This is a genomic window from Serratia rhizosphaerae, from assembly GCF_009817885.1.
GTDB classification, from domain to species: Bacteria; Pseudomonadota; Gammaproteobacteria; order Enterobacterales; family Enterobacteriaceae; genus Serratia_B; species Serratia_B rhizosphaerae.
This window is the reverse complement of record NZ_CP041764.1, coordinates 3,132,793-3,156,424: the sequence shown is the minus strand read 5'-3', so window position 1 is coordinate 3,156,424 and position 23,632 is coordinate 3,132,793. Positions and strand designations below refer to the sequence as shown.

Sequence of the window (23,632 nt, the reverse complement as noted above, 5' to 3'; positions counted from 1 at the left end):
CCTATTTTTACCCGGAGCAGCGCGGCCGCTCCGGGGTTGTCCGGTTAGAAACGGAAAGTTGCGGTCGCAACCACCTGACGTTCCGCGCCCCAGTAGCAACCGTAGGTATTGAAGCAGCTGGAGACGTACTCTTTATCAAACAGGTTGTTGATATTAATGCCAACGGATGAACCCGGCAGGTTGAATCGTGCCAGATCGTATTTCACCGCCGCATCGACCACCGTGTAGTCTTTCACTTTAAAGGTGTTCGCTTCGTCGCCGTAGCTGGAGCCGACATAGCGCACGCCGGAGCCGAGCGTCAGGCCGCTCAGCGCGGTTTCATGGAAGGTGTAATCCGCCCACAGCGACGCCATATGTTTCGGAATCGCCGCCGGCGTATGGCCCTGATTGGTGGTGTCTTTGGTGTACTCGGCGTCGGTATAGGTGTACGAGCCCAGCACGTTGACGTTGGCCGACAGCGCCGCCTTGGCTTCGACTTCTACGCCGCGGGAACGGATTTCACCGCCCTGGATGCTGAACACCGGGTTGTCCGGGTAGGCCACCTTGTTGTTGGTCTTGGTCAGTTGGTACAGCGCCACGCTGGCGGTGATCGGCCGGTTATCCGGCGCATATTTCACCCCGGCTTCATACTGTTTGCCCTTCGACGGCGAGAACGGTTTGCCGAAGGCGTCGGTGCCGGCGGTCGGTTCAAACGACTCGCTGTAACTGAAGTACGGCGCAATGCCGTTGTCGAACACATAGTTCAGCCCGGCGCGGCCGGTAAACTCACTGTCGTTCTGCTCGCTGCGCGTATTCTGCGCCGCGCGGTTGGTGGTGGAGGTCTGGCTCCAGTCGTAGCGGCCGCCCAGCGTCAGCACCCAGTTGTTCCATTCCGCCTGATCCTGCAGGTAGAGGCCGGTCTGTTCCTGACGGTTCACCTGGTTGGCGCTGCCGTTGATGGTGTAGCTGTCGTTGCCGTAGTTCGGCGCCACCACGTTGAGATTGGACGCCGTGCCGTATTCATACACGATATCGTTGCGCATACGCATATAGTCGACGCCCATCAGCAGGGTGTGATCCACATCGCCGGTGGCGAATTTGGCCTGCGCCTGGCTATCAACCGCAAAGCTGGACAGATGCTCTTTGGAGTTCATCACGCCGCGCGTCAGCTCGCTCGGGTTGGTCGGGCTGATGCCGAGGCCGTAGATGGAGCGGTAGTCGACGTCCATCTTGGAGTAGCGCAGGTTCTGCCGCACGCTCCATGTGTCGTTAAAGGCATGCTCGAAGCTGTAGCCGATCATCTGCTGCTTGCGCGAGATGTTGTTGTAGCCCGGCTCGCCGTCGTTAAAGCTGGTCGGCAGCTTGCCGTTGACGCCGTTTTCCACCGTGCCCTCTTTCGGCAGCCAGCCGTAGTAGCCGACGTCAGGATCGTCCTGGAAACTGCTCAGCAGGGTAAAGGTGGTGCGATCGTCCGGCCGCCAGCTGAAGGAAGGCGCGATGGCATAACGCTTGGATTGTTCCCCCACCTGCTGCTGGTCTTCGCTGCGCGCCAGCCCGGTCAGGCGGTAGGAGTAAACGCCGTCGTCGTCCAGCGTGCCGCCGAAGTCAAAGCCGGTCTGGAACAGGTTATCGGTGCCCATCTTGAACTGCACTTCACGCAGCTCTTCGCCGGTCGGCCGTTTGCTGACCAGCGACACCAGACCGCCCGGGTTACTTTTACCGTACAGGACGGAAACCGGCCCGCGCAGCACTTCGGCGCGCTCCAGGAAATAGGGATCAACCTGATAGATCGAGTAGTTGTCGTCCTGCAGTTTCAGGCCGTCCAGATAGAGATTGGTGCCGACCGAGCTGAAGCCGCGGATATTGACCGAGTCATAGGCGGTGGACGCGCCGCGGTTGCCGACCATCACGCCCGGCGTGTAACCCAGCGCGCTTTTCACCGTCTCCGACTGGCGCATCTCCATCTCTTCGCGCGTTACCACCGAGACCGACTGCGGCGTTTTCACCAGCGGGGTATCGGTTTTGGTGCCGGTGGCGCTGTGCTTGGCGGCATAGGTGCCGACCGGGCCCCAGGCGCTTTCCTGCTGCCGGTTACTGCTGCCGACCACGGTCAGGGTATCTTCTTTTGCTCCGGCCGCTTTATTCTCGGCGGCCTGCACCGACAGGCTGAGGGCGCTCAGGGCGGCGGCGATGGCTATCGCGCTGCCGCGCACGGGGAAACGGTTGAACGCCGTTGGTGATGGTGATGGACGCTTGGTAGCCATGTTAGTTTCTCTGATGTATTTAAATGAAGAATGTAAACGATAATAATTATTATAAGCGTCGCATTTTATGCAGAAGGGAAGTTTAACTGCAAGCGCATTTCGGCGCGCTAATCCACGGCCGTCACCTGATTCAGCCCCGTTAACCCTATGGAAATAACTTAAGCGGAAAAATAAAAAAACCCGCAACGTCCGTTACGGGTTTTTAGCATCGGCGCGCCGCCGGTCGCAGCCGCCGTTATCGCTTCGGCCTTACTGGCCGAACATATCCTTGATCCAGCCGGCGACGCCGTCGGAGCCTTTCTGCTCTTCCTGCGTCTGCTGTTCCTGTTGCTGTTGCTGCTGCAACGCGGCCTGGCTGGCCTGACACAGGCCGTCCGGGTTATCGGTCCACACCGGGATGGTGCGCCAGCCGCCCCCGCCGCACAGGAAGTTACCGTCGGAATCAATGCTCATCTGGTTGATCCCTTCCGGCGCCTGCAGCTGCAACGGCAGCGGCGTCTGGTTTTCCAGATAGCGGCGATACAGCGTCAGCGCGCCGTTGGAGCCGGTCAGCTTGGCCGGGCCGTTGTTATCGCGCCCAACCCAGGCGATCGCCACTTCCTTGCCGTCAACGCCGGCAAACCAGCTGTCGCGCAGATCGTTGGTGGTACCGGTTTTCGCCGCCAGATGATAGTTCGGGAACTTCACCGACAGTGAACGCGAGGTACCGCGCGCCACACCCTGCTGCATGGCGTACAGCGTCAGATAGGCCGCCTGCGCCGGTACCACGCGCTCCGCCTGCGGGAAGCTGCGGTACAGTACGCTGCCGTCTTCGGCAATCACCGAACGCACCGCAGACAGCGGCGCACGGTTGCCGCCGCCGGCAATGGTCTGGTACTCCTGCGCCACTTCCATCGGCGTCAGGCCGATAGCCCCCAGCAGCATGGACGGCACCGGATTGATTTCCGACTTCGGAATGCCCAGGCGCTGCAGCGTGGCGCTGATCTGATCCAGCCCGACAGCCATCCCCAGATTTACCGTCGGCACGTTCAGCGAATGCGCCAGCGCATCCACCAGCATCACCTTGCCGCGGAAACGGCGATCGTAGTTATTCGGCTGCCAGACGCTGCCGTTCGGCTGCTTGAGCGACAGCGGCGCATCCGCCAGCCAGGTGTTCAGGCGGTACTTGTCCGGCTCGGACAGCGCGGTCAGATAGGTCGGCGGCTTGGCCAGCGACCCCACCAGACGGCGGGCCTGCAGCGCACGGTTAAAGCCGGCGTACTGCGGTTCGGCACCGCCGACCATCGCGCGGACTTCCCCGCTGAAGCGGTCGACGATCACCATTGCCGCCTCCAGATCTTTCACGTGACGCGCAGCGCGCAGCGCCGGCACGCCGGCTTCCACCGCTTTCTCCGCCGCGTCCTGCGACACCGGATCCAGAGTGGTGAAGATCTTCACGCCGGACAGGTCATTCACCTTGTCCCCCAGCTTGCTCTGCAGCTCCTGACGCACCAGCTGCATAAAGGCCGGCTGCGGTGTGATCACCCCGCCCTTCGGCTGAACGCCCAGCGGACGCGCGCTGAGCATGTTATACAGCTCCGCGTCAATCACGCCCTGGTTCTGCAACAGCTTCAGCACCAGGTTGCGGCGCTCCAGCGCCAGTTTCGGGTTGCGCCACGGGTTGTACAGCGACGCCCCTTTCACCATCCCCACCAGCAGCGCCTGCTGGTCGAGGCTCAGCTCATCCACCGGACGGCCGAAGTAATACAGGCTGGCCAGCGGGAAGCCGCGGATCTGGTCGCTGCCGCTCTGCCCGAGGTACACCTCGTTCAGATACAGCTCCAGAATGCGGTCTTTGCTGTAACGGTAGTCCACCAGCAGCGCCATATAGGCTTCGTTGGCCTTACGCCACAGCGAACGCTCGTTGGTCAGGAACAGGTTCTTCACCAGCTGTTGGGTCAGGGTACTGCCGCCCTGCACCGCGCGGCCGGCGGTCAGGTTAGCCAGCACCGCACGGCCGATCGAGTAAGGGCTGATGCCGTCATGCTCGTAGAAGTGGCGGTCTTCGGTGGCAATCAGCGTGTCCACCAGCAGATCGGGGAAGCCGCTGCGCGGTACGAACAGACGCTGCTCGCCGTTCGGCGACTGCAGCATGGTGATCAAGCGCGGATCCAGGCGGAAGAAGCCGAAGCTGCGCTGGTTATCCAGGTTTTCGATCTTCGCCAGACGGTTATTCTGGAAGTCGAGACGGGCGCGAATCTGCCCCTCTTTACCGTCCGGGAAATCAAACGGACGGCGCAGCATCTCAATGCTGTTGGCCTTCACGGTAAACTCGCCCGGGCGCGTCATCCGGCTGACCTGGCGGTACTGCATCCCCTCCAGCAGCTTGACCATTTCGCCTTTGCTGTACGGCATGCCGGGTTCCAGGTTGACCATACGGCCATACACCGCCGCCGGCAGCTGCCAGACCTTGCCGTCGATGCGGCTGCGGATCTGCGAATCCAGATAGACGCCGTAACCGGCCAGCAGCACGGCGATCACCAGTATGATTTTCAGCATCAAGCCGAGCCAACGGCGTTTCTTACGAGGCGGCGCGGCCTTTACCTTACGCGGCATGCGTTCTTCCTCGTCGTTATATTCATCATCGTCATACTCATCCTGAAAGTTATTTGCTTGGTAGTCATCATCGTCGTCATCCAGACGACGGCGCGGCGGCCTGCGCGGCGCGCTGCGCTTGGGTGGTTTCCCTTTGCGCCCGATGGGCTCGCGGTCATCCCCGGCCATTGCTGTTACTCTCCACGCTGCACGGCCAGGATGGCCGTGAAAGTTTGTGCTTAATCTGTTCCCGCATCAGCCGGCTGAACAGAAGAAACATCCGAATTCAGCTACTGATACTTCTTGGTGCGCCGCGTCGGCAGTGCATTGGCCGGGTCATCGGGCCAGACGTGCTTCGGGTAGCGCCCTTTCATCTCTTTTTGTACTTCCCGGTAGGTGCCCTGCCAGAACGCCGCCAGATCGGCAGTAATCTGCAGCGGCCGGTGCGCCGGAGAGAGTAACTCAAGCACCACCGCGATGCGACCCTCCGCCAGCATCGGGCTGTGCCGCTCGCCGAACATCTCCTGTAAACGCACCGGCAGCAGCGGCGGCCTGCCGGCCTCATAGCGGATCGGCAGGCGGCTGCCGGTCGGCACAGTGTAATGAGTGGGCAGCGCATTATCCAGCCGCTGTTTTTGTTGCCACTCCAGCAGGTTGCCCAGCGCCTCGGCGAGATTGACCTGCCGCAAACCGCGCAGATCGCGCACCCCGCCGAGCGCCGGCAGCAGCCACTGCTCCAGCCCCGCCAACAGCGCCTCGTCGTCCACCGCCGGCCAGTTGGCCTCCGGCAACCACTCCCGGGCGCACTGCAGACGCGCGCGCAGCTGGCCGGCGGCGCCCTCCCAGTTCAGCACCGATAAGCCCTGGCCACGCACCCAGTCGACCAGCGCCTGCTGCAGCTCCTCATCCGCCGGTTTCGCCAACGGCCGGGCGCGCAGCGTCAAACGGCCAATCTGCAGACGCTGCCAGGCGCGCAATGTGCCTTTTTCCTCATCCCACTCCACCGCGGTGCGCTGGTGGGCAATCTCCGGCCGCTGCGCCGCCAGCCGTTCGACGTCCACCGGCAGCGCCAGCAAAATACGCGCGTCCGGGCTGTTCGCCCCCTGCAGCAGCGCCGGCGCGATCAGCCACGGCGCGCGCGACAGCGCCTCGTCCTGGTTCATCGCCGCCCCCATGCCGTTTGCCAGCAGGTAGCGGCCGTCCTGCCCGCGACGCTGGGCAATGCGGTCGGCAAAGGCGTGCGCCAGCAGCTGCGGCGCCAGCGTGGCGTCCACATGGCCGCCGCGCCCCTTCAGGCGCTGCGTCAGTTGGCGGGCGCGCCGCTGCCAGTTCGGCTGCGGTCGGCTGAGCCAGTAATCCATATCCAGCTGTCCGCTGCGCGGCGGCTCTTCCAGCAGGGCGGCCAGCAGCGCGGCGGTCGCCAGGCCGTCCTCCCCCAGTGCCGCGCCGGCGCACAGCATCGCCGCCAAGCGAGGTTCACAGCCGAGCGCCGCCATCCGGCGTCCGTCTGCCGTCAGCTTGCCCTGTTCATCGGTGGCGCCCAGCGTCTGCAACAGCCGCTGAGCCGCCGCCAGCGCCGCAGTCGGCGGCAGATCCAGCCAGTTCAGCTGGCCGGCGTCAACGCAGCCCCACTGCAGCAGCTCCAGCCAGAAAGCGCCGAGATCGCTGTGCATGATTTCCGGCTCGGCGTACTCGGCGGCGCGCTCGGCCTGCTCTTTGGCACACAGATGCCAGCAGACTCCCTCCTCCAGACGGCCGGCGCGCCCTGCGCGCTGCACCATCGACGCCTGACTGATGCGCTGCGTCATCAGGCGCGTCAGGCCGTTACGCACATCGTAGCGCGCCGTGCGTTCCAGACCGCTGTCCACCACCAGCCGGATCCCCTCAATCGTCAGGCTGGTTTCGGCAATATTGGTCGCCAGCACCACCTTACGCCGCCCGGCGACGGCCGGCTGAATCGCCCGCTGCTGCTGCGCCAGCGGCAACGCGCCGTACAGCGGGCACAGGTCGACATCGCCGGCGACTTCACCCTGCAGACGCTCCATCACCCGCTGAATTTCCGCCACGCCCGGCAAAAACAGCAGCAGCGAGCCAGACTGCTCCACCAGCAGGCGTTTCACCGCCGAGGCGACGCCGTCCTCCAGCCGCTGATGACTGGCCAGCGGCTGATAGTGGCGCGCCACCGGGAAACTGCGCCCCTGTGATACCACCACCGGCGCGTCCGGCAGCAGCTGCGACAGACGGACGTTATCCAGCGTCGCCGACATAATCAGCAGCTTCAGATCGTCGCGCAGCCCCTGCTGCACGTCCAGCAGCAGCGCCAGCGCCAAATCGGCCTGCAGGCTGCGTTCATGAAACTCATCCAGAATCACCAGCGAGACGCCCTGCAGCTCCGCGTCCTGCTGCAGCATGCGGGTCAGAATGCCTTCGGTGACCACTTCCAGCCGCGTCTGCGGCCCGCTTTTACTTTCTGCGCGCATGCGGTAACCCACCGTCTGGCCCGGCTCCTCACCCAGCTGCTGCGCCAGGCGATAAGCGACGTTTTTCGCCGCCAGACGCCGCGGCTCCAGCATGATGATTCGCCCCGGCTGGCCAGCCTGCCTCAGGATCTGCAGCGGCAGCCAGGTGGATTTACCGGCGCCGGTCGGCGCATGCAGCAACACCTGCGGCGCGCTGCGCAGCGCGGCAAGCAATTCATCCAACACCTGGCTGACGGGCAATAAAGACACAAAACGCTCCACGGGGTAGTTAATCAACGGCGCTCATTGTAGCATTGCGCCCAGAGATTCATTCAGTTACCGAGGAAACATGTCCAGTTCGCGCCGTCTGTTTTTTGCCCTGCCCTTGCCGGACAGCCTGCAGCAGCAGGTCATCCGCTGGCGCGCCGGCGCCTTTGCGCCGCAGGACGGCCGACCGGTTGCCGCCGCTAATCTGCACCTGACGCTGGCGTTTCTCGGTGAGGTCAGCAGCCAGAAAGAGGCGGCGCTAAAAAGGCTGGCGGGACGCATCAGCCAGCCCGGCTTCAGCCTACAGCTTGACGATCTTGGCCACTGGCCGCGCCCCGGCGTGGTCTGGCTCGGTTGCAAACGCGCGCCGCGCGGGCTGCTGCAGCTGGCGGAGATGCTGCGCTCGCAGGCGGCGCGCAGCGGCTGTTATCAGAGCCCGCTGCCGTTTCACCCGCATATCACCCTGCTGCGCGCCGCCGTGCGCCCGGTGGCGCTGCCGCCGGCCACGCCGGGCTGGAGCCTGCCGGTCACGCATTTTTCCTTATACCAGTCGTCGTTTGACAACGGCCGCACCCGTTACCACCCGCTGGAACAGTGGGCGCTCAGTTAGGACAGACACCGCATGCAATTTACGCCACCGCTGCAATCCGCCACCCTGATTAAACGTTACAAGCGCTTTCTGGCCGACGTCGTCACGCCGCAGGGCGAAACCTTTACCCTGCACTGCGCCAATACCGGCGCCATGACCGGCTGCGCCACGCCCGGCGATACCGTCTGGTATTCCACTTCGGACAACCCCAAGCGCAAATACGCCCACAGCTGGGAGCTGACGCACACCCAACAGGGGGATTGGATCTGCGTCAATACCCTGCGCGCCAACGCGCTGGTGCGCGAGGCAATTGAGCGCAATTTAATCAGTGAATTATCTGGTTACAGTAAAATTGGCAGCGAAGTGAAATACGGCAGCGAAAACAGCCGTATCGATTTGTTATTACAGGCAGAAAATCGGGTTAACTGCTATATTGAAGTTAAGTCTGTCACGTTACTGCAACAACAACGTGGTTACTTTCCTGACGCCGTGACGCTCAGGGGCCAGAAGCATCTGCGCGAGCTGCAAAACGTGGTCGACAGCGGGCAGCGGGCGGTCTTGTTTTTTGCCGTGTTACACAGCGGTATTGACCAGGTCGCCCCGGCTCATCATATAGATGCGCATTATGCGGCACTGTTGGCTCAGGTTCAGCAGGCGGGAGTAGAAGTGGTGTGTTATGGGGCTAAATTATCACCTGACGGTATCAGTCTCACCGATAAGTTACCGTTTTTTATCGATTAGATAGTCTGGCTGCCAATAAATCGGCCGCCGATTATTAGATCGCCAAATACGCCTTCCTTCACACCATTGTCAAGCGGGCGACAGGAATAATTGCCAACCTACTCACCATCTGTTATTTATAGCGGCCTGTTTTTCCCCCGCATTGGGGATTCGATAGTGCGTGTGTATGTAGGAGAAGCAACATGCAAGAAGGGCAAAACCGTAAAACCTCGTCCTTGAGCATTCTCGCCATCGCTGGGGTGGAGCCGTATCAAGAGAAGCCGGGCGAAGAGTATATGAACGACGCCCAGCTGTCGCATTTCAAGCGCATTCTTGAAGCTTGGCGCAACCAGCTCAGGGACGAAGTAGACCGTACCGTGTCGCACATGCAGGAAGAGGCAGCAAACTTTCCTGATCCCGCGGACCGCGCCACTCAGGAAGAGGAATTCAGCCTCGAACTGCGTAACCGCGACCGTGAACGTAAACTGATCAAAAAGATCGAGAAAACGCTGAAGAAAGTGGAAGACGATGATTTCGGCTTCTGCGAATCCTGCGGCGTAGAGATTGGCATTCGTCGCCTTGAAGCGCGTCCGACTGCCGATTTGTGCATCGACTGTAAAACCCTGGCCGAGATCCGCGAAAAGCAGATGGCCGGCTGATTCAGTCGTTATTACCCGCGGCGCGCAATACCGGCGCGCCGCACAGAGTTATTATGCCAGAAAGTCATTATGTGGGGCGTTTTGCCCCCTCTCCTTCCGGGGATCTGCACTTCGGTTCGCTGATCGCCGCCCTGGGAAGTTTTCTGCAGGCCCGCGCCCGCCACGGGCAGTGGCTGCTTCGCATTGAAGATATCGATCCGCCGCGCGAAGTCGCCGGCGCCGCCGACCGTATTCTGACCACGCTCGACCACTATGGCCTCCACTGGGACGGCCAGGTTCTCTATCAATCCCAACGTCACGACGCCTACCGCGCCGCGCTGGACTGGCTGCAACGCCAGGGGCTCAGCTATTACTGCACCTGCACCCGCAGCCGTATTCAGCAGGCGGGCGGCCTGTATGACGGCCACTGCCGCGCGCTGCGGCTCGGCCCACAGAACGCCGCCATCCGCCTGCGGCAGAGCGCGCCGGTCTACGGCTTCCACGACGGCCTGCAGGGCGAGCTGCATGCCGACCCGGCGCTGGCGCAGGAAGATTTTATCATCCGCCGGCGCGACGGCCTGTTCGCCTATAACCTGGCGGTGGTGGTCGACGACCATTTTCAGGGCGTGACAGAAATCGTGCGCGGCGCCGACCTGATTGAACCGACGGTACGCCAGATTGCGCTGTACCGTCAGCTGCAGGCGCCGGTGCCGGATTATATCCACCTGCCGCTGGCGCTGGGGAATCAGGGACTGAAGCTGTCGAAGCAAAATCACGCGCCGCCGCTGCCAGACGGCGATCCGCGACCGGTGCTGATCGCCGCGCTGCATTTTTTGCGGCAACCGCTGCCGCAAAGCTGGCAAGATCTTGATCTGCCGTTATTATTGAGCTGGGCAATAGAAAACTGGACGCTGGCGAAGGTGCCGCGGCAGACCGCCCTCGCCCTGCCGCAAAACATAACGGCATTCTCAAAGGCGCCATGGTGAGCTATGATTAGCCGCTATTTTTTTATAAGCCCGAGTGATGTCAAACCACAGCAACCCCATACGGCTGTGGTTTGCCATCGGCAAGGGAGAGCCATTTTTATCCGTCACTATCGAGGTGTACCATTTTTACCCGAGTAGCCAATTTCTGCCGTAAGGTACTCATCGGCGACGACAAATCAGCCCGCGATGATGCGCCGGCCAACGATCACGAGCCGGTTCGCGCAGAGCGCGCCGACGCCCAGAAGCCTGCCGCACCGCGCCCGCGCTCCGACGATAAAGGCCGGGAGCATGCCGGCCGTCGCCCTGCGCCGCGTAAACGCGCGCCGTCATCCGCCGCCGAGGGAACGCGCCCTATGACCGTGATCCCACGTGAGCAGCATGCGATTTCGCGTAAAGATATCAGTGAAAACGCCCTGAAGGTGCTGTACCGCCTGAATAAGTCCGGCTTTGAAGCCTACCTGGTCGGCGGCGGCGTACGCGATTTACTGCTGGGTAAGAAACCAAAAGACTTTGATATCACCACCAACGCCACGCCGGAGCAGGTACGCAAGCTGTTCCGCAACTGCCGTCTGGTCGGCCGCCGCTTCCGTCTGGCGCACGTGATGTTCGGGCCGGAAATCATTGAGGTCGCCACGTTCCGCGGCCATCATGAGCAGAATCCGGAGCACGACAAGAATTCCTCCCAGCAGGCCCAGAACGGCATGCTGCTACGCGACAATATCTTCGGTTCCATTGAGGAAGATGCCCAGCGTCGCGACTTCACCATCAACAGCCTGTACTACGGCGTAGCGGACTTCGCCCTGCGCGACTATGTCGGCGGCCTGCGCGATCTGCAACAGGGCGTGATTCGCCTGATTGGCGATCCGGAAACCCGCTACCGCGAAGACCCGGTGCGCATGCTGCGCGCGGTGCGCTTCGCCGCCAAGCTGGATATGACCATCAGCGAAGAAACCGCCGAGCCGATTCCGCGCCTGGCGTCGCTGCTGCACGATATTCCGCCGGCGCGCCTGTTTGAAGAGTCGCTGAAGCTGCTGCAGTCCGGCTACGGCTTCCAGACCTACCTGAAACTGTGCGAATACCAGCTGTTCCAGCCGCTGTTCCCGCTGATCGCCCGTCAGTTCACGCCGAACCACAATACGCCGATGGAGCGTATTCTGGTGCAGGTGCTGAAAAACACCGACCACCGTCTGCAGAACAATATGCGCGTCAACCCGGCGTTCCTGTTCGCCGCCATGCTGTGGTATCCGCTGCTGGAGCACGCGCAGAAACTGGCGCAGGAGAGCGGCCTGGCCTATTACGACGCCTTCGCGCTGGCGATGAACGACGTGCTGGACGAGCAGTGCCGCTCGCTGGCGATCCCGAAACGCATCACCACGCTGGTGCGCGATATCTGGCAGCTGCAGCTGCGTCTGTCGCGTCGTCAGGGCAAGCGTGCGCACAAGCTGATGGAACATCCGAAATTCCGCGCCGCTTACGATCTGCTGGCGCTACGCGCCCAGGTGGAGAACAACCCGGAGATGCAGCGCCTGGCCGAATGGTGGGCCGAGTTCCAGGATGCAACGCCGGCGCGACAAAAAACCATGCTCAGCTCGCTGGGCGACGATCCCGCGCCGCGCCGTTCACGTCAGCGCCGCCCGCGCCGCCGCGCGCCGCGTAAAGAAGGGGCATAATGATCCGCGTTTATATCGCGCTGGGCAGCAACCTGGCGCAGCCGCTGCAACAGGTTCACGCCGCGCTGGAGGCGCTGGAGCATCTCCCGCGCAGCCGGCTGATCGCCTGTTCATCGTTCTATCGCACCAAACCGCTGGGGCCGCAGAACCAGCCGGACTTTCTCAACGCCGTGGCGGCGCTGGATACGCTGCTGCCCGCCGAACAGCTGCTCGATCACACGCAGGAGATTGAGCGCAACCAGGGGCGGGTGCGCAAGGATGAGCGCTGGGGGCCGCGTACGCTCGACCTCGATATGCTGCTGTACGGCGACAGCGTGATTGACAGCGAGCGCCTGACGGTGCCGCATTATGGCCTGAAAGAACGCGAGTTTATGCTCTACCCGCTGGCGGAAATCGCCCCCGACCTGATTCTGCCGGACGGCGAGCCGCTGGCCGCCTGCCTGCAGCGTGTGCCGATGAACGGCATGACGCTGTGGCACTCGGCCTGACGCCGGCTACAGCATCACCCGCACTTTAAAGCCCCCGTTTTGCCGGTTGGCAAAGCTGACCCGCAAACCATGCAGCGCCGCAATCCGCTGTACAATCGACAGCCCCAGCCCGCTGCCGGTCTGTTCCTGCCCCGGCGGACGATAAAAACGTTCCCCCAGCCGCGCCAGATGTTCATCCGTCACCCCCGGCCCGTTATCCTCCACCGTCAGCACGCGCTGTTCTAACGTCACGGTCACCGTGCCGCCGGATGGCGTATAGCGCAGCGCATTATCCACCAGGTTACGCACCAGCAGCGACAGCAGCAGCGACTGCCCCGGCCTCGGCGCCGGCGCTCCCTGCGCCTCATAACGCAGCACGATCCCCGCGCGATGAGCGTCGTGCTCCTGTTCGGCCAGCGTCGCCGTCACCAGCTGATGCCAGTCAACCCGCTCCTGCTGATGCAGATCCGGCAGCGCATCCAGCCGCGACAGCGTCAGCAGCTGGTCCACCAGCCGCGTGGCGCGATCGATGCTGATGGTCAAGTTCTCCAGCGCGTGCGCGCGCACCTCGACGTTATCGCCGGCCAGTTGCACCACCTCGGTCTGCACCCGCAGCGCCGCCAGCGGGCTGCGCAGCTCATGCGCCGCGTCTGAGGTAAAGCGCCGCTCGCGCTGCAGCATGGCGCTGATGCGGGCGAACAGCGCGTTAAGCGCCTCCACCAGCGGGCGTACTTCGCTCGGCACCCGGTGCGCCCTGAGCGGCGCGTCATCATCCGGCGCGCGGCGGTGCAGTTCCTGCGCCACGCTGCGCAGCGGACGCAGCTCGCGCCCGACCACAATGGCGATCAGCAGCATCAGCAGCGGCAGCGTCGCCAGCCACGGCGTCAATTGCCCGGTCACCAGCGCCCAGGCCATATCCTGCCGATACTCCATCTCCTGGCCGACGGCGATGCGTTGGCGGCCGTCCGGGCTGGTCAGCCAGACCAGCCGCCAGCGGTCGTCATCACCTTTCAGCCGGCCATCGACGAACCCTGCCGTCTGGCCGTCAAATTCGATGTCCTTGCCGTTCTCACCGTCGTTCAGCAGCATGCGCCCCTGACGGTCGAAAATCGCGAACGCCAGCGCATCGTCATCCTGCTGGCCGCGCTTGCCGTGGCGCACCAGCTTTTTGGTTTTCGGCAGACTCGCGGCTCGCGGGATATCGCCGAGGTTGGCCGTCGCCAGCCGTTTGGCGAACAGCATCTGCTGGGTGTCGAACACTTCATTCAGGTTATCGCGCGTGATGTTCCACGCCACCGCGCTGGCGACGCACCAGGTCAGCAGCGCCAGCAGGCTGAACAGGATAATCAGACGCAGCCGCAGGCTCAGACGTTTCACCCGGCATCCCCCAGCGTGTAGCCCACGCCGTGCACCGTGCGGATAAAGCCGTTGCCCAGCTTGCGGCGCAGGTGGTGAATATGCACCTCAACCGCGTTGCTGCTCACCTCATCGTCCCAGCTGTACAGCTTTTCCTGAATCAGCGGCCGCGCCAGCACCCGCCCCTTGTTGTGCAAGAACAGCTCCAGCACCGCCAGTTCACGCGGCGTCAGCGTCACCACCCCGCCGTCCAGCGTGACGCTGCGCGCGGCGGTGTCGAACACCAGCCGGCCGTGCGTCAGCTGCGCGCTCAGCTGGCCGTGACGCCGGCGAATCAGCGCCTGCAGGCGCGCCGCCACCTCCGCCAGCGCAAACGGCTTGCACAGGTAGTCATCGGCGCCGCTCTGCAGACCGTCCACCCGCTGCGACAGCGCATCGCGCGCGGTCAGGATCAGCACCGGCACGTCCTCGCCGGCCTGACGCCATTCGCGCAGCAGATCGAGGCCGTCGATGCCCGGCAGGCTGAGATCGAGGATCACCGCATCATAGGGCGCGCTGCCCAGCGCCTGTCTGCCGAGCTTGCCGTCGGTAAACCAGTCGAGGGTGAAACCCAGCTGGCTCAGCCCGACCTTGATGCCGTCGCCGATAATCTTGTCGTCTTCAATCAGCAGAATTCTCATGCGCGTCCTTTTGTTCGCCGCAGGCGGCCATGTTTTCAGCGCTCGCCGGGCCGTCTGGAAAGAGATATTTACTTATTACATCATAAGGTTCTTAAGAACATCTTAACCATAACTATCGTCGCTACCCACCCCCGAAGGGTTACAGTAGAATGACTGCACTTTTTTTCCGTCAGCGCCGGTGCACGCCACACGGCGCTATCAAGGAGACGTTGTGATGAAACCCACCACCGTGACCCACTTACGCCAGTGGAAACAGGAGCAGCGCAAATTTGCGACGCTGACCGCCTACGATGCCAGCTTCGCCAGACTGTTTGAAGAACAGGGTATCAAACTCATGCTGGTTGGCGACTCACTGGGCATGACGCTGCAGGGACACGACTCCACGCTGCCGGTCACCGTGGCCGACATCGCCTATCACACCCGCGCGGTACGCCGCGGCGCGCCGGCCTGCCTGCTGCTGGCCGATCTGCCGTTTATGGGATACGCCACTCCGGAACAGACCTTCGCCAACGCGGCGGAAGTGATGCGCGCCGGCGCCAATATGATCAAAATCGAAGGCGGCAGCTGGCTGTGCGATACGGTGAAGATGTTGGTGGATCGCGCCGTACCGGTGTGCGGCCACCTGGGGCTGACCCCGCAGTCGGTCAATATCTTCGGCGGCTACAAGGTGCAGGGCCGCGATGAGGCGGCAGCCAACCAGCTGATTGAAGACGCCAGAAATCTGGAGCAGGCCGGCATTCAGCTGCTGGTGCTGGAGTGCGTGCCGACCGAGCTGGCGCGTAAAATCACCGCCATGCTGTCTATTCCGGTGATCGGCATCGGCGCGGGCAACGGCACCGACGGTCAGATTCTGGTGATGCACGACGCCTTTGGCATCACCGGCGGCCATACGCCGAAATTCGCCAAAAACTTCCTCGCCCAAAGCGGCGATCTGCGCAGCGCGGTGCAGCAATATATTCAGGAAGTCGAACAGGGTATTTATCCTGCGGCCGAACACTCATTTAACTAAGCGTCAGCCCTATTGAACCGGGAGCCAACATGTTAATTATTCAAACCCTGCCGCTGCTGCGCCAGCATATTCGCCGCTATCGTCAGGAAGGAAAACGCATCGCGCTGGTGCCGACCATGGGCAATCTGCACGACGGTCATATGACGCTGATCGACGAGGCCCGCGCCCGCGGCGATATCGTGGTGGTCAGCATCTTCGTCAATCCGATGCAGTTCGACCGGCCGGAAGATCTGACCAACTACCCGCGCACCCTACAGGAAGACTGCGAGAAGCTGACCCGCAACAACGTCGATCTGGTGTTTGCGCCGGCGCCGGCGGAGGTCTATCCGCAAGGGTTGGGCGAGCAGACCTTCGTCGAAGTCCCCGGCATTTCCGCAATGCTGGAGGGCGCCAGCCGTCCCGGCCATTTCCGCGGCGTGTCGACCATCGTCAGCAAACTGTTCAACCTGGTGCAGCCGGATCTGGCCTGCTTCGGCGAGAAAGACTACCAGCAGCTGGCGCTGATTCGCAAAATGGTGGCCGATATGGGTTATGACATCGAGATCGTCGGCGTGCCGACCGTGCGCGCCAAAGACGGCCTGGCGCTCAGCTCGCGCAACGGTTATCTGACGGCGGACGAACGCAAGAAGGCGCCGCAGCTCAGCCGCATCATGCAGGCGCTGGCCGAACGGCTGGGCAACGGCGAGCGGCAGATTGATGAACTGCTGACGCAGACCGCCGAGCAACTGCGCAACGCCGGCTTCACCCCGGACGAGCTGTTTATCCGCGACGCCGACAGCCTGCAGCCGCTCGGCACCGACAGCCGGCGCGCGGTGGTGCTGATGGCCGCCTGGCTGGGCAAGGCCCGGCTGATTGATAATCAGCAGGTCGACCTGACCGAGTAACCATTTTTTGTACAGTCGTCACCATTTCCCCCGCAGCCAAGTAGACAAGGCCGGAGATATCGGTGACGATATTGCTGTTCGCTGTCGGAACTTAACTCACGCCTGTGAAAGGTAACGCTATGATACGTACTATGCTGCAAGGCAAACTGCACCGGGTAAAAGTCACCCAGGCAGACCTGCATTATGAAGGCTCCTGCGCCATCGACCAGGATTTTCTGGATGCCGCCGGCATTCTGGAATATGAAGCTATCGATATTTATAACGTTGATAACGGTCAGCGTTTTTCGACCTACGCCATCGCCGCCGAACGCGGCTCGCGCATTATTTCCGTCAACGGCGCGGCGGCCCGCTGCGCCTGCGTCGGCGATCTGCTGATTATCTGCTCTTACGTGCAGATGAGCGATGCCGATGCCCGCCAGCATCACCCGAAAGTCGCCTACTTTGAGGGCGATAACCAGCTGCAGCGCAAAGCAAAAGCGGTGCCGGTACAGGTTGCCTGACGGTCGGAAAACATGACGAGGGGCTGAACCGGGTTCAGCCCCTTTTTTATCGGCGTTACTGCACCACCGTGCCCGGCTTATTGGCGATGCGGTCCGCCATCGTCTGGAGCGAATCGGTGCGCAGAATATACAGCCGTTTCAGCTTATACGGGTTGTCGCCCGGCTTTACTTTTCCCTGCACCGTCGTCACCGCCAGATGGAAGCCGGCGTCTTCTGCAGCCTGCACCGCCTTCTGGTTATAGGCGCCGAACGGGTAGGAAAGGTACAGCACATGCGGGTTGAACTGCGACAGCGCGCGGCGTGAGCGCTCAAAATCAAACGTGATATTGTGCAGGCTGCGGCTCAGCAGGATCGGCCGTTTATAGCCGTCGATGCGGTGCAGGAAGTGGGTATGCGACTGGATATCAAACACATCCTGCAGCTGCTTCAGCTCTGAAATGCTCATAAACTGCAGCGAGTCCGGGTTCCACTTCTGCGGATGACGCTTGATGCGTGACGAAATAATAAACGCCGTCGCGCGGAAGCCGTACTGTTTCAGCACCGGATAGGCATAGCGGTATACCGATTTCAGGCCGTCGTCAAAGGTCAGCACCACCGCTTTGCCCGGCAGGTTAATCCGGTTCTTCAGATAGGCTTCCAGCTGATAGAGCGAAATGGTGTCATAACCGGCCTGCTTCAGGTAGGTCATCTGATTGCTGAAGGCCACGTCCGAGGTGGTAGTGGAGGTATGCCGAAAACGCTTATTCTCGTCGTTTTTCAGCAGGTGGTGGTAGGTCAGCACCGGGATACCGTTATCGACCTCACAGTCCAGCTCGCTGACGTAACCGAGCCGGTCGCCGAGATTGATTTCATACCAGGTGTTATTCAACCGATCCTTCAGCCGGCCGATAATCGGGTAGCGCAGGTTCTCTTCCAGAATGCCGAAGATTTCGCTTTTGTTATCCGCTGCGGTGTAGACGTTGATTGCTTTATGGGTAATCAGGTTCTGATTGGTCAGCGGCTTGTTCAGCTCACCCAACGGATCTTTCACCTTTTCCGCCTGCGCCCTGTTGAGGCGATCGACGTCATCCTTATCGATAAACCCCACGCCGTGGCCGAACTTCAGCTCATAATATTCCGCGTCCGCCGGAAAGACCTGCACCAGCTGCCCTTCCTTCACTTCTCCCACCGGAATGACCTGTTCGCCAATCAGCGAATAGATTTCGCTGTCGCGTTTTGCTTCCATATAACCGGATTTTAGCGCGTTGTCTGCCGACACCAGGCCGGCCGACGCCGCAGGCGCCAGCAGCGACGTCAACACGCCAGCCAGCGTGGCCGCTATTTTGATGTGAAACCGCATGAGAGTGTTCTGCTTAACCGTGCGTAATGACCAGAAGTCGGGGGTGCGTCAGCATAGCATGATTTACAGCGGGGAGAAAAAGGCGGGATAAGCAACATCCCCTCCCGCTGTAAACAATGCGGGAGGGGAGAAAACATCAGGTGCGCAGACCGCGGCCGCGCTCAATGAGATACCAGGCCAGCAGGTAGAACACCGCGATAAACGCCAGCAGCACCGCCATGGTCAGCGTCAGCGGCACGTCGTGCACGCCGAGGAAGCCGTAGCGGAAGCCGCTGATCATATACACGATCGGGTTCAGCTTCGACACCGCCTGCCAGAACGGCGGCAGCAGCGACAGCGAGTAGAACACCCCGCCCAGATAGGTCAGCGGCGTCAGCACGAAGGTCGGAATCAGGCTGATATCGTCAAAGGTGGTGGCGAAGACCGCATTAAGCAGGCCGCCCAGCGAAAACAGGATCGCCGTCAGCAGCAGCGTGACGGCAATCACCCACCAGGCGTGGATCTGCAGCGGCACGAAGAACAGCGAGATTGCCGTCACCAGCACGCCCACGCAGATGCCGCGCGCCACACCGCCGCCGACGTAACCGGCAATCACCACGTGGGTCGGCACCGGCGCCACCAGCAGCTCTTCGATATTGCGCTGGAATTTGGCGCTGAAGAACGATGAGGCGACGTTGGCGTACGAGTTGGTGATCACCGCCATCATAATCAGACCGGGCACGATAAACTGCATGTAGGTGAAACCATGCATACTGCCGATTTGCGAACCGATCAGATTACCGAAGATGATAAAATACAGCGTCATGGTGATTACCGGCGGCACCAGGGTCTGCACCCAGATGCGCGCAAAACGGTGCACTTCTTTCGCCCAGATGCTCTGCAATGCCACCCAGTACAAACGTGTCATGCTTTTTCTCCATTACCATTAACCAGGGTGACAAACAGCTCTTCCAGCCGGTTGGCCTTGTTGCGCATGCTCAGCACCTGTACGCCCTGCGCGCTCAGTTGGCTGAACAGCCCGTTCAGCCCCTGTTCGCGCATTACTTCCACTTCCAGCGTCGAGGTGTCGACCAGGCGGCTGTGATAGCCGTCCAGCGCCGGCAGCGGGCTTTTCGCCGCCAGATCGAGGATAAAGGTCTCCGACTTCAGCTTCGCCAGCAGCCCTTTCATCGAGGTGTTCTCCACCAGCTCGCCGTTCTGGATAATGCCGATATTGCGGCACAGCATCTCTGCCTCTTCCAGATAGTGGGTCGTCAGAATGATGGTGGTGCCCTGCGCATTGAGGTCTTTCAGGAAGCCCCACATGGAGCGGCGCAGTTCAATATCCACCCCGGCGGTCGGCTCATCGAGGATCAGCAGCTTGGGCTGATGCATCAGCGCACGGGCGATCATCAGGCGGCGTTTCATCCCGCCGGACAGCATGCGCGCCCGCTCGTTGCGTTTTTCCCACAGGTCCAGCTGCGTCAGGTATTTTTCCGCGCGCGACAGCGCATCGCGCCGCGTCACGCCGTAATAGCCCGCCTGATTGACCACAATCTGCATCACGGTTTCAAACGGGTTGAAGTTGAATTCCTGCGGCACCAGCCCCAGCTGGCGTTTGGCGTTGACGATGTCTTTGTCAGTGTCGTAACCAAACACCTGCACCTTGCCGGAGGTTTTGTTCACCAGCGAGCTGATGATGCCGATTGTGGTGGATTTCCCCGCGCCGTTCGGCCCCAGCAAGGCATAGAAATCACCGGCTTCGACACGAAGGTCGACACCGCGCAATGCCTTGACCCCGCCGGCGTAGGTCTTGGTCAACTGTGTTAATTCCAGTGCATAATTCATAAGCGATAAGGGTACCCTATGACCATGTCTTCGAGACTGATGTTATTGAATAATTTCTCTGATCTTACCATCAACGGCGCGCCTGCCGAGTTGAATCCGTGCGGTTAACGCCACTGTTCCGATTTCAAAACTGTGACGCTTGTCCTATATTACTCAAACGCAAAGTGTTCATTACAGGTGCATAACCTCCATGAAAGAGATCGAAAGGCTAATTGCCAACAACCAAGCGTGGTCCTCTAACATCAACCAGGAAGACCCCGAATTCTTTGAACGTCTGGCGCAGGCGCAAAAACCGCGTTTTCTGTGGATTGGCTGTTCCGACAGCCGCGTGCCTGCCGAACGTCTGACCGGGATGGAGCCGGGAGAACTGTTCGTGCATCGCAATGTGGCCAACCTGGTGATACACACCGATCTGAACTGTCTGTCAGTGGTGCAGTACGCCGTTGACGTCCTGCAGGTCGAACATATCATCATCTGCGGCCACCTGGGCTGCGGCGGCGTGCAGGCGGCGGTCGAAAACCCGGAACTGGGGCTGATCAACAACTGGCTGCTGCATATCCGCGATCTGTGGTACAAGCATAGCCCGCAACTGGAAAAACTCGAAAAGGAAGAGTGTCTCAACGCCCTTTGCGAAATCAACGTGATCGAGCAGGTGCATAACCTGGGCCACTCCACCATCATGCAGTCCGCCTGGCAGCGCGGCCAGAAAGTGATGATTCACGGCTGGGTATATGGCATTCAGGACGGGCGTCTGCGCGATCTGGACGTTACGGCGACCAGCCGCGAAAGCCTGGAGCTGGGCTATAACAAAGGCATTTCGACGCTGTTGCAGAGTAAAGGCTTACAGCAGCCGTAAGCGAAGTCTGATAGATAGCGGTAAGCTGGCGGGGCGCGCGTTAAACCGCGCCGCCCCCAATCTTGATTATTCGTCGAGCAGCACCACTTTGCCGACATACGGCAGATGGCGGTAGCGCTGGGCATAGTCGATGCCGTAGCCGACCACAAACTCGTCCGGAATAGAGAAACCGACGTACTCTACCGGCACATCCACTTCACGACGCTCCGGTTTATCCAGCAGCGTACAGATCGCCAGTGATTTCGGGCCGCGCAGCGCCAGAATCTCGCGCACTTTGTTCAGCGTATTGCCGGAATCAATAATATCTTCCACGATCAGCACGTCTTTGCCGCGGATGTCTTCATCCAGATCTTTGAGGATTTTCACGTCGCGGGTGGTGGACATGCCGCTGCCGTAGCTGGAGGCGGTCATGAAATCAACCTCATGCGACACCTCAATGGTGCGGCACAGGTCGGCCATAAACATAAATGAGCCGCGCAGCAGCCCGACCAGCACCATATCGCTGCCGCTGTCGCGGTAATTTTCGGTGATCTGGCGGCCAAGTTCGGCGATTCGGGTCTTAACTTCCTGCTCGGAAATCATTACTTCTACAGTGTGTTTCATAGTTTTCAGGTCTATTGCCGGAAGAAAGGCGCAGATTCTAGCATAGCCTGACAGCAGAGGCGACGCGAGCGCGCCGCCCTGCTATTTTTACCGTCAGGCGACGGTAAAGCCCATCATCATGCCGGTATCTTCATGCTCCAACAGGTGGCAGTGCGCCATATAGGCGTGCTCCGCGCTGGCTTCATGGTTGAACTGCACCAGCACTTCACTGCGCGCGCCTTCCACCCGCACCGTGTCCTTCCAGCCAGCGCGATGCGCCGCCGGCGGCTTGCCGTTTTCACTCAAAATACGGAACTGGGTGCCGTGAATGTGGAAAGGATGCAGCATCATGTCGCCTTCACCGGAGATGACCCACTTCTCATACTGTCCGCGCTTGGCGGCGAACATCGGCTTGCTCATATCAAACGCCTTGCCGTTGATGGTATTACCGTGGCTGAAATCATACGGCTGCTCGCCGTGCTTCATCCCCGCCATCTTGCTGTGGTCCATCTTGCCATGATCCATACCGGCCATGTTGCCGTGATCCATCTTGCCGTGATCCATACCGGCCATCTTGTCGCCGCTCTCCGGTGCGCCGTGGCCCATGCTGCCGTGATCCATGCTCATGCCGGCCATCGCCTGATGGCCGTAGCGGTCCATCAGCGCTTTCATCCCCAGCATATCCAGCTTTGGATCCATCATCAGACGGAACTCACGCTGCTGTACGCCGGCGGCGGCAGGCAGCGCCGGCAGTTTCACCAGGCTGTCCGGCATGGATTTAATCCCCTGCGCCAGCGATGGCTGAATGTGCAGCACCGGCAGCGGCCGATCGAACGGCGCCAGCGTCATGCCCATCTGCTGTACCGGCAGCGTGACGATATCAAACGGTTTACCGTCGCTGGCGTCAACCAGCACCTCAAACCGTTCGCCCATCAGCATCGGCAGTTCCGTCAGCTTCACCGGCTCACCGAGGAAGCCGCCGTCGCTGGCGATCACATACAGCGGGCGCCGATCGCTGGTCGCCAGCTGCAGCGAGCGCGCGTTACACCCGTTAAGAAAACGCAGGCGCAGCCAACCGCGCGGCGCGATGTGCTGCGGATACTGCGCGCCGTTGGTAAACATGCGGTCGCCAAACCAGCCCACCGCCGCGCTCATGATATCGAGCTGATACTCAATCTGCGCATCTTTGCCCAGGCGTTTATCCTGCAAAATCACCGGGATATCGTCCTTACCCCAGGTTTTCGGCAGCGGCAGCTTGCCGCTCTCTTCATCTTCCAGCAGCACCAGCCCCCCCAGCCCCATCATCACCTGATGGCCGGTTTTGCCGTGCGTATGCGGGTGGAACCAGCAGGTGGCCGCCGGCTGGTCAATGGTGAAATGTACGGTGCGGGTAGTGCCCGGCGCGATCAGCGCCTGTGGGCCGCCGTCGACGTCGCCGGGAATTTCCAGCCCGTGCCAGTGTACGGTGCTGGCTTCCGGCAGTTGGTTGTTGATATCGACCGTCACCGGCTTGCCGCGCTGCAAACGCACCGCCGGCCCCAGCAGAGCGCCGTTGACGCCCCAGGTTTTGGTCGCCGCCTGCGGCAGCCAGTTCATCTCGCCGGTCTGCAGCGCCAGCGCCAGCTTTCCTTGCGCATCCGGCATCAGCAGCGGCGGTATCGGCAGCGCGGGCAGATCGGCCGCCCAGGCGGCCCGGCTCCAGAGCGGTAATGCGCTGGCCGCGCCCAGCGCAGCGGTAAACTTAATAAAATCACGACGTAACATAGCTGACTCCCTTTTCCAGTTACATGAAAGCATCAGGCCAGCCTAAACCCTCCCCTTGGTGGAAGGTCAAGTATCAATAATAGTTTGATTCGTCTTGTTTTGTTAAGTTACGTCAAGTTATTTGGGCTCGACAACCGATGCCTGCAATAATCATGACAACAGTACAATGATGTGTGACCAACGCGCTATTTTTGACTCAATCACTGAGCATTTAAGACTCGC

20 protein-coding genes are annotated in these 23,632 nt (G+C 61.1%); 10 read left to right on the top strand and 10 right to left on the bottom strand.

The genetic code is table 11. The features are described from left to right. Positions 1-44: 44 nt before the first annotated feature. The 3 genes from fhuA to hrpB form a co-directional block, all read right to left on the bottom strand. Positions 45-2,243 carry a ferrichrome porin FhuA gene (gene fhuA / locus FO014_RS14690; protein ID WP_160030071.1) on the bottom strand — a complete coding sequence of 733 codons (2,199 nt, stop codon included), beginning with the start codon at positions 2,241-2,243 and terminating at the stop codon, positions 45-47. A 249-nt stretch (positions 2,244-2,492) separates the two neighbouring features. Further along, positions 2,493-5,006, bottom strand: a complete 2,514-nt coding sequence (gene mrcB, locus FO014_RS14685; RefSeq protein ID WP_105232451.1) for a bifunctional glycosyl transferase/transpeptidase — start codon at positions 5,004-5,006, stop codon at positions 2,493-2,495. Between the two features lie 101 nt (positions 5,007-5,107). After that, positions 5,108-7,546, bottom strand: coding sequence for an ATP-dependent helicase HrpB (gene hrpB / locus FO014_RS14680; RefSeq protein WP_201282868.1), 2,439 nt, complete (start codon positions 7,544-7,546; stop codon positions 5,108-5,110). Between the two features lie 79 nt (positions 7,547-7,625). On the opposite strand from hrpB, the gene thpR reads away from it, so the two are divergent. The 6 genes from thpR (at position 7,626) to folK (ending at position 12,634) form a co-directional block, all read left to right on the top strand. After that, positions 7,626-8,153, top strand: a complete 528-nt coding sequence (thpR, locus tag FO014_RS14675; protein WP_160030070.1) for an RNA 2',3'-cyclic phosphodiesterase — start codon at positions 7,626-7,628, stop codon at positions 8,151-8,153. Positions 8,154-8,165: 12 nt separating this feature from the next. Continuing rightward, positions 8,166-8,873: a DNA/RNA nuclease SfsA gene (gene sfsA / locus FO014_RS14670; protein WP_105232453.1), complete on the top strand. Its 708-nt coding sequence runs from the start codon at positions 8,166-8,168 to the stop codon at positions 8,871-8,873. Between the two features lie 182 nt (positions 8,874-9,055). Further along, positions 9,056-9,511, top strand: a complete 456-nt coding sequence (gene dksA / locus FO014_RS14665) for an RNA polymerase-binding protein DksA (protein WP_015673734.1) — start codon at positions 9,056-9,058, stop codon at positions 9,509-9,511. Between the two features lie 53 nt (positions 9,512-9,564). After that, a complete protein-coding gene (gluQRS, locus tag FO014_RS14660; RefSeq protein WP_160030069.1) occupies positions 9,565-10,476 on the top strand; it encodes a tRNA glutamyl-Q(34) synthetase GluQRS in 912 nt (303 codons plus the stop codon). Between the two features lie 353 nt (positions 10,477-10,829). Further along, a complete protein-coding gene (gene pcnB / locus FO014_RS14655) occupies positions 10,830-12,146 on the top strand; it encodes a polynucleotide adenylyltransferase PcnB (protein ID WP_246167969.1) in 1,317 nt (438 codons plus the stop codon). Next, positions 12,146-12,634: a 2-amino-4-hydroxy-6-hydroxymethyldihydropteridine diphosphokinase gene (gene folK / locus FO014_RS14650; protein ID WP_105232455.1), complete on the top strand. Its 489-nt coding sequence runs from the start codon at positions 12,146-12,148 to the stop codon at positions 12,632-12,634. Before pcnB ends, folK begins: the two co-directional genes overlap by 1 nt. A gap of 6 nt (positions 12,635-12,640) precedes the next feature. On the opposite strand, the gene qseC is transcribed toward folK, so the two are convergent. Continuing rightward, positions 12,641-13,990: a quorum sensing histidine kinase QseC gene (gene qseC, locus FO014_RS14645; RefSeq protein ID WP_160030068.1), complete on the bottom strand. Its 1,350-nt coding sequence runs from the start codon at positions 13,988-13,990 to the stop codon at positions 12,641-12,643. Further along, complete coding sequence (gene qseB / locus FO014_RS14640; protein ID WP_160030067.1) at positions 13,987-14,649, bottom strand: quorum sensing response regulator transcription factor QseB; 663 nt, start codon at positions 14,647-14,649, stop codon at positions 13,987-13,989. Before qseB ends, qseC begins: the two co-directional genes overlap by 4 nt. Before the next feature lie 214 nt (positions 14,650-14,863). Here qseB and panB point away from each other — a divergent pair, with 214 nt between their 5' ends. The 3 genes from panB (at position 14,864) to panD (ending at position 17,042) form a co-directional block, all read left to right on the top strand. Continuing rightward, positions 14,864-15,658: a 3-methyl-2-oxobutanoate hydroxymethyltransferase gene (gene panB, locus FO014_RS14635; protein ID WP_105232458.1), complete on the top strand. Its 795-nt coding sequence runs from the start codon at positions 14,864-14,866 to the stop codon at positions 15,656-15,658. A 29-nt stretch (positions 15,659-15,687) separates the two neighbouring features. After that, positions 15,688-16,542, top strand: coding sequence for a pantoate--beta-alanine ligase (gene panC / locus FO014_RS14630; RefSeq protein ID WP_160030066.1), 855 nt, complete (start codon positions 15,688-15,690; stop codon positions 16,540-16,542). Between the two features lie 119 nt (positions 16,543-16,661). Further along, positions 16,662-17,042, top strand: coding sequence for an aspartate 1-decarboxylase (panD, locus tag FO014_RS14625; protein ID WP_015673742.1), 381 nt, complete (start codon positions 16,662-16,664; stop codon positions 17,040-17,042). Positions 17,043-17,097: 55 nt separating this feature from the next. On the opposite strand, the gene FO014_RS14620 is transcribed toward panD, so the two are convergent. From FO014_RS14620 to FO014_RS14610, 3 genes are all read right to left on the bottom strand, one after another. Further along, complete coding sequence (locus FO014_RS14620; protein ID WP_160030065.1) at positions 17,098-18,381, bottom strand: polysaccharide deacetylase family protein; 1,284 nt, start codon at positions 18,379-18,381, stop codon at positions 17,098-17,100. Positions 18,382-18,517: 136 nt separating this feature from the next. Next, on the bottom strand, positions 18,518-19,288 hold the full coding sequence (locus FO014_RS14615) for an ABC transporter permease (RefSeq protein WP_105232461.1): 771 nt from the start codon (positions 19,286-19,288) through the stop codon (positions 18,518-18,520). Further along, a complete protein-coding gene (locus tag FO014_RS14610) occupies positions 19,285-20,208 on the bottom strand; it encodes an ABC transporter ATP-binding protein (protein ID WP_160030064.1) in 924 nt (307 codons plus the stop codon). Before FO014_RS14610 ends, FO014_RS14615 begins: the two co-directional genes overlap by 4 nt. 190 nt (positions 20,209-20,398) lie before the next feature. Between FO014_RS14610 and can the strand changes: the two genes are divergently transcribed. Next, on the top strand, positions 20,399-21,064 hold the full coding sequence (gene can, locus FO014_RS14605) for a carbonate dehydratase (protein WP_105232462.1): 666 nt from the start codon (positions 20,399-20,401) through the stop codon (positions 21,062-21,064). Positions 21,065-21,130: 66 nt separating this feature from the next. Here the strand turns inward: can and hpt are convergent, their stop codons facing one another. Next, positions 21,131-21,667 carry a hypoxanthine phosphoribosyltransferase gene (gene hpt, locus FO014_RS14600; protein WP_105232463.1) on the bottom strand — a complete coding sequence of 179 codons (537 nt, stop codon included), beginning with the start codon at positions 21,665-21,667 and terminating at the stop codon, positions 21,131-21,133. Between the two features lie 93 nt (positions 21,668-21,760). After that, positions 21,761-23,410, bottom strand: coding sequence for a multicopper oxidase CueO (gene cueO / locus FO014_RS14595; protein WP_160030063.1), 1,650 nt, complete (start codon positions 23,408-23,410; stop codon positions 21,761-21,763). Between the last annotated feature and the right edge of the window lie 222 nt (positions 23,411-23,632).